Raw genomic sequence first — 13,794 nt, forward strand, 5'->3', positions numbered from 1 at the left:
CGAAGTCCTCAACGCACCAGGGTCCGTGGCGGGGTTGCCGCACGCGGCTGGCAGTTCATCAGTAGCGCGGCATGGCGGCCACTGCCTAGAGGCAGGGGCATGCGCGTTGGGCTGGCCTTCAGCCAACGCCGCCGGAATAGACGAAAAAGGCGGGCCCCTGCGGGACCCGCCTGGGTCGGCCGTGCCGGGCGCGATCAGCGGCCCAGTTCGAACACCACGTCCAAGTTGACCGAGACGGTCGATTCACCCGGTGCGACCGGGGTGGCCTTGTCCATCGCCGCGCCGGCGGCCATGGTGCGCATCATCGGCATCGGGCGGAAACCGCCGTTGCTGTTCTCGGAAATGCTGACGATGCGGCGCACCTGCAGGCCCAGCGACCTGGCATAGGTCTGGGCGCGGGCCTGGGCCTTCTTCAGGGCGGCCAGGCGGGCTTCGTCATAGACCGGTTCGGGCTGGTCGATCTCAAACTGCGGACCGTTGATCTGGTTGGCACCCTGCGCGGCCAGCGCGTCGAGCACCTTGCCGAGCTTGGCGATGTCGCGGACCTTCAGGCTGACCGTGTTGCTGGCCTGGTAGCCGGTGATCTTCGGTGCCTCATTGTCGGCATAGCGGTACTGCGGGTTGAGGCTGACGCCGCTGGTCTGCACGTCGCGCTCGGCGATGCCGGCGGCCTTGATCGCGGCCAGCACCTTGTCCATCTGCTGGGCGTTCTGGCGCATGGCGCTGTTGCCGTCGGCTGCCTGGGTGACCACACCGGCCGACAGGGTGGCAACGTCCGGCACGCGGGTGGCCTCGGCATTGGCCGAGATGTTCAGCAGGGTGCCTTCGGCCGCGGCGGCGATCGACGGCGACGACGGAGCGGCATGAGCAGTCATCGAGGTTCCAAGGGCGAGGGACAGGGCAAGCAGCAGCGGGGTGGCGGTCAGGCGCATGGGATCTCCTTGTTGTGCCGGTGAGGGTGGTGTCGTAGCGATGAACGCGCTGTGAGCCTGATCGGGGTTGTACGCGTTCCGTAACGGGTTGCCGACGATTCAGGTGGCGGCCTCAGGTTATGCTGTGCCGATGCTCTATCTTGCTTCCCGCTCCCCCCGACGCAACCAGCTGCTGGCTCGACTCGGACGCCCCTTCCAGGCCCTTGACCTGGAGGTCGTCGAGCAGCGTGCGGCCACTGAAAGCGCCGAACAGTATGTATGCCGGGTCGCCGCCGACAAGGCGCGCGCCGGGCTGGCCCGGGTGCTGGCCGACGACCCGCAGGCGCGGGTGCTTGGTTCGGATACCGAGGTCGTGCTGGATGGCGAGGTCTTCGGCAAGCCGGTCGATGCCGCTGACGCGCGGGCGATGCTGGCGCGGCTGGCCGGGCGCACCCACCAGGTGATGACCGCCGTGGTGGTGGTCGGTGCGGGCGGCCTGGACAGCGAGCTGGTCATTTCCGAGGTGACCTTCGCCCCGATCGACGCCGCCGACATCGCCGCCTATGTCGCCACCGGCGAGCCGCTGGACAAGGCCGGTGCCTACGCCATCCAGGGCGGGGCCGAACGCTGGATCGAACATCTTTCCGGCAGCTACTCCGGCGTGATGGGGCTGCCGCTGCTGCATACCGATCGTCTGCTGGCGCGCTGTGGCGTGCCGGTCCCCACTGCCGATGCCGCCAGGGAGGCTGCCGATGTCTGAGGAAATCCTGGTCAATGTGACCCCGCGCGAGACCCGGGTCGCGGTGATCGAAAACGGCATGCTGCAGGAACTGCACATCGAGCGCGGTTGGCGCCGTGGCGTGGTCGGCAACATCTACAAGGGCAAGGTGCAGCGGGTCATGCCCGGCATGCAGGCCGCCTTCGTCGAAGTCGGCCTGGAGCGCGCCGCGTTCCTGCACGCCAACGACGTGGTGCGCCCGGCACCGGTGGCCAGCGCCGACACCGAGAACACCACCCTGCCGCCGCCGGCCAGCGTGCCGATCGTCGAGCTGCTGCGTGACGGCCAGGACATCGTGGTGCAGGTGGTGAAGGACCCGATCGGCACCAAGGGCGCCCGCCTGACCACGCAGATCAGCATTCCCTCGCGCTACATGGTGCTGCTGCCGCAGTCCAAGGTAGTGGGCGTGTCGGCGCGCATCGAGGACGAAACCGAGCGCGCCCGCCTGAAGGCGCTGGTGACCGAACTGTCGGCGCAGCATGGTGGCTACGGTTACATCGTGCGGACCAACGCCGAAGGGCAGCCGGCCGAGGCCATCGCCGAGGACATCGCCTACCTGTCGCGCGTGTGGAACGTGGTCGAGCGCCGCGGCCGCGAAGCGCCGTCGTGCAGCATCATCTATGAAGACCTGAGCTTGCCGCTGCGGTCCGTGCGTGACCTGATCCGCAAGGACGTGGACAAGGTGAAGGTGGACTCGAAGGAGACCTTCGGCCAGCTGCAGGCCTTCGTCGCCAAGTACATGCCGGTGCTGGCCGAAAAGCTGGAGCTGTATTCCGGCGACCGCCCGATCTTCGACATGTTCGGCGTGGAAGACGAGATCGGCCGCGCGCTGGACAAGCAGGTGCCGCTCAAATCCGGTGGCTACCTGGTGATCGACCAGACCGAGGCGATGACCACCATCGACGTCAATACCGGCTCGTTCCTCGGCCAGCGCAACCTGGAAGAGACGGTGTTCCGCACCAACCTGGAAGCGGCGCAGGCAGTGGCGCGTCAGCTGCGGCTGCGCAACCTGGGCGGCATCATCATTATCGACTTCATCGATATGGATGATGCAGAGCATCGCCGTCAGGTGCTGCGCACGCTGGAAAAGGCGCTGGCCCGCGACCATGCCAAGACCACGGTGTACGACTTCTCGCCGCTGGGCCTGGTGGAGATGACCCGCAAGCGCACGGTCGAAAGCCTGGAGCGCCAGCTGTCGGAAACCTGCCCGCAGTGCAGCGGCCGCGGCAGCATCAAGACCACCGAGACGGTGACCTACGAGATCTTCCGCGAGATCACCCGTGCCGTGCGCCAGTTCGATGCCGCGCGCCTGCTGGTGATCGCATCGACCAAGGTGGTCGCGCGCATCACCGATGAGGAATCCTCGGCGGTGGCCGAGCTGGAAGAGTTCCTCGGCAAGAGCATCCGCTTCCAGGCGGACGAGCAGTACCTGCAGGAGCAATTCGATGTCGTTCTGCTCTGATCCTCGCCGGCTGCAGGCCGGCGGTGGCCGATGAGCGCGCCGCCGCGCCTGCGACTGCGAAGGATCCGCCGTCATTTCATTGCCGCCTGTGCGGTGGGCCTGGTCGGGCTTGCACTGCTGGTGGGCACCTTCAGCCAACTGCTGCCGCTGGCCGAGCGTCATCCCGACAGGATCGCCGCCTGGCTGAGCGAGCGGGCTGGCCAGCCGGTGCGTTTTGACCAGCTGCAGACGACCTGGACCCGTCGTGGCCCGCTGCTGCAGCTGAAGGGCCTGCGCATCGGTGCCGGGCAGGGCCTGGCGATCGGCGAGGCCGAGGTGCTGGTATCGATGTACAGCGGGCTGCTGCCCGGGCGCTCGCTGACCGAATTGCGCCTGCGTGGCCTGGCCCTGGACCTGCAGCAGGGCGAAGACGGACGCTGGTCGGTGCGCGGGTTGCCGCAATCCGACAACGGGGGGGATCCGCTGGATGCGTTGCGCCGGCTCGGCGAGCTGCAGGTGATCGGCGGCCGCCTGGGCGTGCACGCGCCGGGGATCGGCATCGACACCACGCTGCCGCGCATCGACCTGCGCATGCGGGTCAATGGTGATCGCCTGCGCGTGGGTGTACGCGCCTGGGCCGATGCACAAGCGCTGCCGCTGACCGCGGTACTGGACGTGGACCGTGCGCGTGGCAACGGCCAGGCCTGGCTCGGCGCCGACCCGGTCGATTTCCATGCCTGGTCGCCCTTGCTGGCGGCCGGCGGCGTGCGCCTGCGCGAGGGCAAGGGCGAGCTGAACCTGTGGCTGACCCTGCGTGATTTCGCGCCGGTCGCGCTGACCACCGATTCGGACCTGCGGGACGTGCGCGTCGACGGTGCACCGATGCCCGGCGTGGCAGCGCCGCAGCTGCAGCTGCAGCTGCTGCAGGCCCGCCTGCGCTGGCAGCGCCAGGCCGATGGCTGGGCGTTGCAGGTGCCGCGCCTGCGCCTGAAGACCGAAGATGGCGCACAGCAGCTCGATGGCCTGCAGCTGCAGATCGGCAAGCAGCTGCGGGTGAACGCCGGTGCGGTGCAGGCCGGTACCGCGCTGCGCGGGCTGGCCCTGAGCAATCTCCTTGAACCGGGTCTGCGGCGCTGGCTGTTCCTGTCCAGGCCGCAGCTGGACGTGCGCGCGTTGCAGCTGTCGGGCGAACACGATGGCCCCCTGTGGGCGCAGGGTGAACTGCAGTCGCTGGGTTTCGCCAGCGTGGGCAACTCGCCCGGCCTGCGCGGCCTGGGCGGGCGCTTTGAAGGCGACGCCGATGGCTTCAGCCTGCAGCTGCAGCCGCAACGGCAGCTGCAGTTCGATTGGCCGACCGGCTTTGGCGTGCGGCATGACCTGCATCTGGCCGGACAGGTCGTGGGGTGGCGCGACGAGGGCGGCGGTTGGCGGATCGGAACGCCGGCGATGCGCGTGGAGGGCACCGACTACGCGGCCGACGTGCGCGGCGGCGTCTGGTTCCAGGGCGACGGCACGCGGCCGTGGCTGCAGCTGGCCGCCAAGCTGGACGACGTGCCGATGACGGCGGCCAAGCGCTTCTGGATCCACTCCAAGATGAGCAAGGGCGCCACCGACTGGCTGGACATGGCACTGGCCGGCGGCCAGGTGCGTGGCGGTGTCGGCCTGGTCACCGGTGACCTGGACGACTGGCCGTTCGACAACAACGATGGCCGCTTCGAGGCCACCGGCCACATCAGCAATGGCGACATCCGCTTCCAGCACGATTGGCCGCTGATGCGCCAGGTCGATGCCGATATCGCCTTCATCGGCCCCGGCTTCGAGATGCGTGGACGTGGCGACCTGGCGGGCGTGGCGGTGCAGAAGTTCGAAGCCGGCATTCCGGACTTCGGCCATCAGCCGCTGTACGTGCGCGCCGACGCGCCGAGCGAGGCCGGCAAGCTGCTGGCGATGCTGCGCCAGAGCCCGTTGCACAAGGATTACGGCGATACGCTGGACAACCTGGTCGCCAGTGGTCCGGCGCATGTGACTTTCGATCTGCTGCAGCCGCTGCACCACGATGAAGGCGGTGGTCATCTGCAGGGGACGGTCGACCTGACCGGCGTGAAGCTGGTCGACAAGCGCTTCCAGCTGGCCTTCGACAACATGCGAGGGCAGGCGCGCTACAGCAATGGCGGCTTCGGCGCTGAGGAACTGGCGGTGCGCCACCTCGGCCAGGATGGCCGCCTGAGCCTGCGCGCTGGTGGCTACGTGCACGACAGCACGCGGGCTTTCGAATCGCAGCTGACGGCGCATCTTGATGCGGGCGTACTGATCGACCGCGCACCGGAAATGACCTGGCTCAAGCCCTACATCACCGGCACTTCAGCGTGGACCATCGCGGTCAACCTGCCCAAGGTGGCCCCGGGGGCGCCCGCGCCGCCGAGTGAACTGCGGTTGAGTTCGGACCTGGTCGGCACCCGGCTGGACCTGCCGGCACCGCTGGACAAGCCGGCCGCCGAAGCGCTGGCGACCACGGTGGCCGCGCAGTTGCCGATGGGCGCCGGCCGCATCGATGTGGCCTTCGGCCAGCGCCTGGCCCTGGCCGCACGCAGCCACAACAACCAGACCGGCGTGCAGGTCACGCTGGGCAGTGATCATGTTGATCGTGAGCCGCCGCCGAGCGGGCTGACGGTCAATGGCCGCAGCGCGACGCTGGATGCGCTGGAGTGGATCGGCCTGGCGCGGGGTGGCGGGGACGACGATGCGATGCCGCTGCGAGCGGTGGACGTGCAGGTTGGCCAGTTGAAGCTGATCGGCGGCGTGTTCGAGCAGACCCGGCTGCAGCTGCACCCGGGCTCACAGGCACTGGATGTGCGGCTGGACGGCCCGTCGCTGGCCGGACGCCTGACTGTCCCCAATGCGGACGGTGGCACGATCAGTGGCCAGCTTGACCGCGTGCACTGGCAGTCACTGCCGGCGGCACCGGGCGCGCCGGTTGCACCGGCGCGGGTACAGGCCGGTGCCAACGACATGGACCCGGCCAAGCTGCCGCCGTTCGCGCTGGACATTGCCGACCTGAAGTTCGGCAAGGTGGTGCTGGGCCAGGCGGTGCTGCGCACGCGACCGTTGGCCAATGGCCTGAACGTGGATGCGCTGCGTTTCCGTGCGCCGGACCAGGAGATCGACATCAGCGGTCGCTGGCTGGGCCGGACCGGTGGTGCCCGTACCGAGTTGACCGCACAGGTGCGCAGCGAGGATCTGGGTGGGTTGATGCAGAATCTTGATTACGGCGGCCAGTTGCGCGGCGGTTCCGGCCAGGCGCAGTTGCAGGCCTCGTGGAGCGGAGGCCCGTCGGACTTCCAGCTGGGCAACCTGCAGGGCAGCCTCGACCTGCACGCGCGCAATGGCCAGCTGCTGGAGCTGGAGCCAGGCGCCGGCCGCGTGCTGGGCCTGCTCAGCGTCGCGCAGCTGCCGCGGCGCCTGATGTTCGACTTCCGCGACTTCTTCTCCAAGGGCTTCGCGTTCAACCAGATCGACGGCAGCATGCAGTTCGGCCAGGGCATGGCGCGCACCGACAAGGTGCTGATCGAAGGCCCGGCGGCCAACATCACCATCCGTGGCCAGGCCGACCTGCGCAACCAGCGGTTCGACCAGACCATCGACGTCAACCCGCGCGCGGGCAACCTGCTGACCGTGGTCGGTGCGGTGGCCGGCGGCCCGGTGGGGGCCGCGCTGGGCGCGGCCACCAATGCGGTATTGTCCAAGCCGCTGGGCGAGATTGGCGCCCGAACCTACAAGGTGACCGGTCCATGGAAGGAGCCGAAGGTGGAAGTGATCGAGCGCAGCCGCGACAAGTCCCCATCACCGCCCGAGCCGGCGTCTGCACCGGCCATTCCGCCGACCGTCACCGACCTGCCGCGCTCGCGCTGAGCGCGGTTCCCTGTTCACGGGGCTTGCCTGAGCGCCCCCGCACCCCCAGATCGAAACCATGACTGATATCGCCCTGACGCTTGCCCAAGACCGCCTGCTTCGCCCCGGCGGCCTGGATACCGCTGGCCTGGAGCGCACCTTCGGCCAGTTGCTCGGCCCCGGTGTCGACTTCGGCGACCTTTATTTCCAGCACGCCCGCCGCGAGAGCTGGAGCGTGGAAGACGGCATCGTCAAGGACGGTGCCCATTCCATCGAGCAGGGCGTGGGCGTACGTGCGATTTCCGGCGAGAAGACCGGATTTGCGTACTCCGATGACATCCATGCCGACGCGCTGCTGGCGGCGGCGCAGTCGGCGCGCGCGATCTCGCGTGAGGGCGGTGCGCAGTCCGGGCGATCGCTGCTGCGCGGCAATGCGCGTGCACTGTACCCGGCGCTGGACCCGATCGATGGTATCGGCAACGAAGCCAAGGTCGAGGTGCTCAAGCGCCTGGATGGTTACCTGCGTGCCGCCGACTCGCGCGTGAAGCAGGTGATGGTGAGCCTGTCCGGCGGCGTCGATACGGTGCTGATCGCCCGCAGCGACGGTGTGCTGGCGGCCGATGTGCGTCCGCTGGTACGCCTGAATGTGCAGGTGATCGTCGAGCACAACGGCCGTCGCGAGTCCGGCTATGCCGGGGGCGGTGGCCGCTATGGCTACGAAGACCTGTTTGCCAGCGGCCGCCCCGAAGCCCTCGCCCAGGAAGCGCTGCGCCAGGCGCTGGTGAACCTGGAAGCGGTGCCGGCGCCGGCCGGCATGATGCCGGTGGTGCTCGGCCCGGGTTGGCCGGGCGTGCTGCTGCACGAAGCGGTCGGCCACGGCCTGGAAGGCGACTTCAACCGCAAGGGCACCAGCGTCTACGCCGGCCGCATCGGCGAGCGTGTGGCGGCACCGGGGGTGACCATCGTCGACGACGGCACCCTCGACGGCCGCCGCGGTTCGTTGAACATCGACGATGAAGGCCACCCCAGCCAGTGCACCACGCTGATCGAGGACGGCATCCTGGTCGGCTACATGCAGGACAGCCTCAATGCGCGGCTGATGGGCATGGCCCCGACCGGCAACGGGCGCCGCGAATCGTTCGCGCACCTGACCATGCCACGCATGACCAACACCTACATGCGCGCCGGCGAGCACGATCCGCAGGAGATGATCCGTTCGGTGAAGAAGGGCCTGTACGCGGTCAACTTCGGCGGTGGCCAGGTCGACATCACCAGTGGCAAGTACGTGTTCTCGGCCACCGAGGCCTACCTGATCGAGGACGGCCGCATCACCACGCCGGTGAAGGGCGCGACCCTGATCGGCAACGGCCCGGAAACCATGCAGAAGGTGCGCATGGTCGGCAATGACCTGGCCCTGGACGAGGGCGTGGGCATCTGCGGCAAGGACGGGCAGAGCGTGCCCGTGGGTGTCGGCCAGCCCTCGCTGTTGATCGAGGGCATCACCGTCGGCGGTACCCAGGCCTGAGCGTGGCGATGGCCACAGCAACCGCCCGGGCCGACGCGGACTCAGTCCTCGTCGGCTTCGCCGGTCCCGATGTGGTCGGTGTCTTCGGCGCCGGCCTTCAGGCCCAGCGCGGCCGGCAGCATCAGGCCGCGCAGCACCTGGAAGATCTCGCGGTAAGCGCGCGGCGGCTTGTTCCTGGCCTTCTCGGCCTGCGCGTTGCGTACCAGCGTGCGCAGCTGCTGGCGGTCGGCCTGCGGATAGTCATCGAGCAGAGCGGCCAGCGCCTTGTCACCCTCGGCCAGCAGGCGGTCGCGCCAGTCTTCCACGCGGTGCATCATCGCCACTTCGCGGCGGCCGGTTTCGCTGTTGGCGTCCAGCGCATCGCGGATCGCATCCAGCGTGGCCTCTTCTTCGCGGCGCATGTGCTTGGCCAGGAACGCCAGTTGGCGCTTGTGGGCGATGTGGGCGGTGATGCGCTTGCACTCGGCAATGTGCGGCAGCAGGTCTTCCGGAATCGGCAGGCGCGCCAGCTGGGCCGGGGTCAGCGACACCAGCTTCTCACCCAGGGCCAGCACGTCGAGTGCATCGCGCCGGTTCTGGCTGCGGCTCTTGTCGTGGAATTCACCGGTTTCTTCGTCGCGTCCGCGCATCGTCCCTACCTGATTTCAAAAAAAGTCGCCCGGCGTGATGCCGGGCCCAACCCGTACAGGATAAAGCATTGAACGTGATCGCCCCTGAAGTGGCCGTCGGCGACGACAGCCTGGCCCGGCTGGAACGGCTGGCCGACCTCTCCCAGCAGCTGCTCGACCGCGCCCGCGCGCTGGGCGCCAGCCAGGCCGAGGTCAGCTGCAGCGAGGATCGGGGCCTGGAGGTCAATGTCCGCCTCGGCGAGGTCGAGACTGTGCAGTCCACCCGTGACCGTGGCATCGCCGTGACCGTCTATTTCGGGCAGCGCAAGGGCAGTGCCAGCACTGGCGACCTGAACGAGGCCAGCCTGGCCGCTACGGTCGAGCAGGCCTGCGCGATTGCCCGGCATACCGAGGATGACCCGGCCGCCGGCCTGGCCGAGGCCGCGCTGATGGCCACCGACTTCCCGGACCTGGATGGCTGGCACCCGTGGGCGCTGCAGGCCGATGAGGCGGTGGACCTGGCCCTGGCCTGCGAGGCCGCTGGCCGCGAGGCCGATGCGCAGATCCGCAATTCCGATGGCGCTTCCGTATCGAGCATGCAGAGCCTGTCGGTGTACGCCAATTCGCATGGCTTCTTCGGTCGTGAGCGAGGCACCCACCATTCGGTCGGCTGCGCGCTGATCGCCGGGCAGGGCGACGGCATGCAGCGCGATGGCTGGTATACCAGCGCGCTGGCACAGGGGGACCTGGAAGACGTGGGTCTGGTCGGCCGCCGCGCCGCCGAGCGCACCGTGGCCCGCCTGCAGCCGCGTTCGTTGGCCACTGGCAGCATGCCGGTGCTGTTCGCCCCGGAAGTGGCGCGCAGCCTGGTCGGCCACCTGCTGTCGGCAGTGTCCGGCGGCGCGTTGTACCGCCAGGCCAGTTTCCTGCTGGACAGCGTCGGCCAGCGCCTGTTCCCGGAGTGGATGCAGATTGACGAACTGCCGCACCTGCGCCGCGGCCTGCGCTCGGCCGCCTTCGACGGCGACGGCGTGGCCACCCGTGCTTCGGCGCTGGTCCGTGACGGCGTGCTGCAGCGCTATGTGCTGGGCAGCTATTCGGCGCGCAAGCTGGGCCTGCAGACCACCGCCAATGCTGGCGGTGTGCACAACCTGCAGCTGGCGGCCAATGCCGGCTCGCTCGAAGAGATCGCCCGACAGATGGGTGACGGCCTGCTGGTGACCGAGCTGATGGGGCAGGGTGTGAACGGGGTGACCGGCGACTATTCGCGCGGCGCCGGCGGCTTCCGTGTCGAGAACGGCGAGATCCAGTACCCGGTGGACGGCGTCACCATCGCCGGCAACCTGCGCGAGATGTTCAGCAGCATCGAGGCGGTCGGCAGCGACGTCGACCCGCGCTCGCACATCCGGACCGGCTCGATCCTGCTGGGGCGGATGACCATTGCCGGTAATGATTGATGGCGTCGATGGCGTAAGCTATGCCCGCCTGACGCAACCAGCTTGTGCTGGTGGGTCAAGACCACCCAATGAAAAGGAGTTTTGTCGTGAGTGAATTCGATAACGTCCCGCCGCCGCCGGCAACCACCAATGCCCCGGCCGACCAGCGCACCATGGCGCTGGCCGCGCACCTGCTGGGCATCTTCACCTGGTTCATCGGCCCGCTGATCATCTGGCTGATCAACAAGGATGACGCCAGCAAGTCCTTCGTGACAGACCAGGCCAAGGAAGCGCTGAACTTCCAGATCACCATCACCATCGCGATGCTGATCTGCATCGTGCTGACCATCGTGATCATCGGCGGCATCCTGGCGCCGATCGTCGGCATCCTGAACCTGGTGTTCTGCATCATCGCCGCCGTGAAGGCCAACAACGGCGAAGCCTACCGCTACCCGTTCGCGCTGCGCCTGATCAAGTAATTCCGGCCGCACGCGCAAACAGGAACGCCCGGCATTGCCGGGCGTTCCTGTTTGGCGGCAGCATCACGCCAGCGATCAGTGATCGCGTTCCACCGCCAGCGTGGCCAGCGCGCGCAGCGCGTCGGCCTCTTCGCCATGGCCGGCCAACGTAGCCTGCATGCGTGCGGCCAGTTCGCGCAGCTGCGCCTTCGCACCGTCCATGCCGAGCAGCGCGGGGAAGGTGCTCTTGTCCTGCGCCTGGTCCTTGCCGGCGGTCTTGCCCAGCTGTTCGGAACTGGCTTCGACATCGAGGATGTCATCGCGGACCTGGAAGGCCAGGCCGAGCGCGTCGGCGAAGCCGTCCAGCTGGGCCAGCTGTGGTTCGTGGGCCTGGCCGCACAGCGCTCCCATGCGCACCGCTGCACGGATCAGCGCGCCGGTTTTCAGCGCGTGCATGCGGGTCAGTGCCGCCAGCGTCTGCTGCTGGCCGGTGGCATCGATGTCCAGCGCCTGGCCGCCGCACATGCCGGAGGCACCGGAGGCGTGGGCCAGGGTCTGCAGGCAGGCCACGCGCAGCGTGGCGGGCAGTGGCGCATCGGCCAGCAGGCCGAAGGCACGGGTCTGCAGGGCGTCGCCGGCCAGGATCGCGGTGGCTTCGTCGAAGGCGATGTGGGTGGTCGGCTTGCCGCGGCGCAGCGCGTCATCGTCCATGGCCGGCAGGTCGTCGTGCACCAGCGAATAGGCGTGGATGAGCTCGACGGCCATCGCCGCTGCGTCAAGGCTTTCAGGCTGCGCGCCGAACAGGTGCCCGCTGGCATACACCAGCAGCGGGCGCATGCGCTTGCCACCGCCCAGCACCGAATAGCGCATGGCCTGGTGCAGGCGCTGCGGTGCTTCGGCAGGCGAGGGCAGGGCAGCGTCGAGCTGGCTTTCGATACGGTCGCGCCAGCGCGCGAACAGAACCTCAGCCGTCATGGCTGGGCGGATCGAAAGGTTCGGATGCTTCCGGCTGCGCCGGATCGCTGAGCAGGCGCACGCGCAGTTCGGCCTGTTCCAGCGCCTGCTGGCACTGGCGGTACAGACCGACGCCGCGTTCGTAAGCACTGAGCGAGGCTTCCAGGCTCAGCTCGCCGGTTTCCATCTGCTCCACCAGCTGTTCCAGCGATTCGAGCGACTGCTCGAACTGGGCGACCGGGGAGGCGTTTTCGGGGGACTTCTTGGCCATGCGGCAAGTGTGGACGGGCTGCGCGCGGGGGTCAATTCACCAGCCGCCGGGACGCCACTGCAGCTGCGCGTCGTGGGCCTGCAACCAGGCCTGCAGGGGAGCTGCGATGACCACGTCGGCGGCGGCAAGCAGCTGGGGCCCATCGAAGATCAGCGGCAGCTGGGCCCGCCGCCAGGGGGCCAAGTGCTCGCGTTGCAGGCAGTCCTTCAGCGCATGCGAATGCGGGCGGCCGGGCAGCACGATGCGCTCGCCACCCACGCGTGCACGGACCTGAAGCGGGCGTTCGAAGGCCACGGCGCCCTGCAGGCGCAATTGGCCACCATCGGGCAGCGGCAGGGGGGCACGCCCATCCCATTCGGCCTGCCATCCGCAGGGCAGCGATGGCAGCTGCGCGGGCAGCAGATAGGCGTGCTCGCGCCATTGCTGGATGGCATGCTCGTGCCAGCGCAGCCGCGCCTGGCGATCGTTGCTGGCCGGCAGCAGTTCGTGCAGACCCTGCTGCAGTACCGTGGCCGGCAGTGGGGCGGCACCATGGCCGATCACCCAGGCGCGCAGCACGCGCGCGGCGCGTCCCGGTGACACCTGACGCAGCAACTGCAGCGACAGCACGCGTGGTGCCACTTCCAGGTGCGCGATCAGCTCGGCGTCTTCCTCGTCCAGCAGAGCACGGGTCTGCCCGCAGTGCATTGCGCTGCCCGCCAATGCCGCAGCCGCATGCGGCCAGCGCTGGCGCAGCAACGGCAGCACCTGCAGGCGCAGGAAGTTGCGATCGGCGTGGTCGTGGCCATTGCTGGGGTCTTCGATCCAGCGCAGCGCGTGCTGCCGCGCGTAGTCGAGCAGTGCGCTGCGTGGCACCGCCAGCAGCGGCCGCCATAGAGGCTGTTCGCCAAGGCGGCTGTGTGCGGACATCGCGGCAAGGCCATCGACGCCGGATCCGCGCAGGGCCCGCAGCAGGAAGGTCTCGGCCTGGTCGTCCTGGTGCTGCGCCAGTGCCAGTGTTTCGCCGTCGCGCAGTTCGGCGGCGAACGCTGCACGTCGTGCCTGCCGCGCCGCGCCTTCAAGGCCGAGGCCCGCGCGCTTGTCGACCTGCACGTGATGCACGGCCAGTTCAATGCCCAGTGCCGCGCATTGCTGCTGGCAATGCAGCACCCAGGCGTCCGCATCGGCCTGCAGGCCATGGTGTACGTGCACCGCACGCAGCGCCGTGCCGGAGGCCTGTGCGCAGCGCCACAGCCAGTGCAGCAGCACGGTCGAGTCGACACCGCCGCTGTAACCCACCAGCAGCGGCGCATCCAGCGGAACGAGGGCAGGGAAGGCAGTCACGGCGGCAAGTATAGGGTGGGGTTTGCTTGGCAGGGCTGCGCCCTGCACCTGCTACGAGCCAGAGCAACAGCAACAGCAACAGCAACAGCAACAGCTGGTCTGCTGAGGGATGGCGGGGTGGGTCCGGTTGCGGGGGACGCTGCAAGTACGTCCATGTAAGCTCGGTCGCCGCATCCATGCGGCTCACGCCCCCGCAACCGG

11 protein-coding genes are annotated in these 13,794 nt (G+C 68.7%); 6 read left to right on the top strand and 5 right to left on the bottom strand.

From position 1 onward, the window contains the following. Positions 1-194: 194 nt before the first annotated feature. Complete coding sequence (locus ACM0O9_RS19195) at positions 195-932, bottom strand: SIMPL domain-containing protein (protein ID WP_005418081.1); 738 nt, start codon at positions 930-932, stop codon at positions 195-197. A 130-nt stretch (positions 933-1,062) separates the two neighbouring features. On the opposite strand from ACM0O9_RS19195, the gene ACM0O9_RS19200 reads away from it, so the two are divergent. Genes ACM0O9_RS19200 through tldD form a run of 4 tightly spaced genes read left to right on the top strand, consistent with a single transcriptional unit; the run spans position 1,063 to position 8,543 of the window. Beyond that, positions 1,063-1,671: a Maf family nucleotide pyrophosphatase gene (locus tag ACM0O9_RS19200; protein WP_065179231.1), complete on the top strand. Its 609-nt coding sequence runs from the start codon at positions 1,063-1,065 to the stop codon at positions 1,669-1,671. Beyond that, positions 1,664-3,151, top strand: a complete 1,488-nt coding sequence (gene rng, locus ACM0O9_RS19205; RefSeq protein WP_005418079.1) for a ribonuclease G — start codon at positions 1,664-1,666, stop codon at positions 3,149-3,151. The genes ACM0O9_RS19200 and rng overlap by 8 nt, the downstream gene beginning before the upstream one ends. Positions 3,152-3,181: 30 nt before the next feature. Then, positions 3,182-7,039: a YhdP family protein gene (locus tag ACM0O9_RS19210; RefSeq protein WP_235649419.1), complete on the top strand. Its 3,858-nt coding sequence runs from the start codon at positions 3,182-3,184 to the stop codon at positions 7,037-7,039. A 58-nt stretch (positions 7,040-7,097) separates the two neighbouring features. Then, entirely contained in the window at positions 7,098-8,543 is a 1,446-nt protein-coding gene (tldD, locus tag ACM0O9_RS19215; protein WP_065185493.1) for a metalloprotease TldD, read from the top strand. 41 nt (positions 8,544-8,584) lie between these two features. On the opposite strand, the gene yjgA is transcribed toward tldD, so the two are convergent. Next, positions 8,585-9,172 (bottom strand): ribosome biogenesis factor YjgA, encoded by a 588-nt coding sequence (yjgA, locus tag ACM0O9_RS19220; protein ID WP_005418075.1) that lies wholly within the window; start codon positions 9,170-9,172, stop codon positions 8,585-8,587. A 68-nt stretch (positions 9,173-9,240) separates the two neighbouring features. On the opposite strand from yjgA, the gene pmbA reads away from it, so the two are divergent. Together pmbA and ACM0O9_RS19230 are read left to right on the top strand one after the other, a co-directional pair. Further along, positions 9,241-10,608: a metalloprotease PmbA gene (gene pmbA / locus ACM0O9_RS19225; protein WP_070488917.1), complete on the top strand. Its 1,368-nt coding sequence runs from the start codon at positions 9,241-9,243 to the stop codon at positions 10,606-10,608. An 86-nt stretch (positions 10,609-10,694) separates the two neighbouring features. Next, positions 10,695-11,066 carry a DUF4870 domain-containing protein gene (locus tag ACM0O9_RS19230; protein WP_065179227.1) on the top strand — a complete coding sequence of 124 codons (372 nt, stop codon included), beginning with the start codon at positions 10,695-10,697 and terminating at the stop codon, positions 11,064-11,066. 75 nt (positions 11,067-11,141) lie between these two features. Here the strand turns inward: ACM0O9_RS19230 and ACM0O9_RS19235 are convergent, their stop codons facing one another. Genes ACM0O9_RS19235 through tilS form a run of 3 tightly spaced genes read right to left on the bottom strand, consistent with a single transcriptional unit; the run spans position 11,142 to position 13,593 of the window. Next, entirely contained in the window at positions 11,142-12,020 is an 879-nt protein-coding gene (locus tag ACM0O9_RS19235; RefSeq protein ID WP_053498934.1) for a polyprenyl synthetase family protein, read from the bottom strand. Next, a complete protein-coding gene (locus ACM0O9_RS19240) occupies positions 12,010-12,270 on the bottom strand; it encodes an exodeoxyribonuclease VII small subunit (RefSeq protein ID WP_005410522.1) in 261 nt (86 codons plus the stop codon). Before ACM0O9_RS19240 ends, ACM0O9_RS19235 begins: the two co-directional genes overlap by 11 nt. Positions 12,271-12,306: 36 nt before the next feature. Further along, positions 12,307-13,593, bottom strand: coding sequence for a tRNA lysidine(34) synthetase TilS (tilS, locus tag ACM0O9_RS19245; protein WP_235649418.1), 1,287 nt, complete (start codon positions 13,591-13,593; stop codon positions 12,307-12,309). Between the last annotated feature and the right edge of the window lie 201 nt (positions 13,594-13,794).

Source organism: Stenotrophomonas sp. FR012, assembly GCF_047520565.2.
GTDB lineage: Bacteria > Pseudomonadota > Gammaproteobacteria > Xanthomonadales > Xanthomonadaceae > Stenotrophomonas > Stenotrophomonas sepilia.

What these genes read in the sequence shown, in the direction of transcription:
- ACM0O9_RS19195 (WP_005418081.1), bottom strand. Translation starts at nt 932, where the DNA reads ATGCGCCTGACCGCCACCCCGCTGCTGCTTGCCCTGTCCCTCGCCCTT.
- ACM0O9_RS19200 (WP_065179231.1), top strand. Translation starts at nt 1,063, where the DNA reads ATGCTCTATCTTGCTTCCCGCTCCCCCCGACGCAACCAGCTGCTGGCT.
- rng (WP_005418079.1), top strand. Translation starts at nt 1,664, where the DNA reads ATGTCTGAGGAAATCCTGGTCAATGTGACCCCGCGCGAGACCCGGGTC.
- ACM0O9_RS19210 (WP_235649419.1), top strand. Translation starts at nt 3,182, where the DNA reads ATGAGCGCGCCGCCGCGCCTGCGACTGCGAAGGATCCGCCGTCATTTC.
- tldD (WP_065185493.1), top strand. Translation starts at nt 7,098, where the DNA reads ATGACTGATATCGCCCTGACGCTTGCCCAAGACCGCCTGCTTCGCCCC.
- yjgA (WP_005418075.1), bottom strand. Translation starts at nt 9,172, where the DNA reads ATGCGCGGACGCGACGAAGAAACCGGTGAATTCCACGACAAGAGCCGC.
- ACM0O9_RS19235 (WP_053498934.1), bottom strand. Translation starts at nt 12,020, where the DNA reads ATGACGGCTGAGGTTCTGTTCGCGCGCTGGCGCGACCGTATCGAAAGC.
- ACM0O9_RS19240 (WP_005410522.1), bottom strand. Translation starts at nt 12,270, where the DNA reads ATGGCCAAGAAGTCCCCCGAAAACGCCTCCCCGGTCGCCCAGTTCGAG.